We start from the raw sequence: 210 nt of genomic DNA, 5'->3' as shown, positions 1-210 counted from the left end.
GTCCCTCCGGCCCGACCTCCTGGACGCCCTGTTCACTCCCTTCCCGCCCGTCCGTCCCGGCCTGCGGCTGGCCGTGAGACTGCGCGGCACGGGAGGACTGCGCATGGCGCGCACCCTGGTCCTGCCGGTGCGGCGCATGGCGGAGGAGGAGTTCCGGGGCGAGGGGGGAGGGCTGCTGCTGGCCGGCAACGCGCTCCACGCCGACCTGGC

At 76.2% G+C, this 210-nt stretch carries 1 pseudogene; it reads left to right on the top strand.

Going from position 1 to position 210, the window contains the following annotated elements:
• Positions 1-210: pseudogene (locus BU52_RS37320) on the top strand (NAD(P)/FAD-dependent oxidoreductase); the annotation flags it as partial.

Source organism: Streptomyces toyocaensis, from assembly GCF_000725125.1.
Classification (GTDB): Bacteria; Actinomycetota; Actinomycetes; order Streptomycetales; family Streptomycetaceae; genus Streptomyces; species Streptomyces toyocaensis.
The sequence above is the reverse complement of the archived record's forward strand: the minus strand, read 5'-3'. Positions and strand labels throughout refer to the sequence as shown.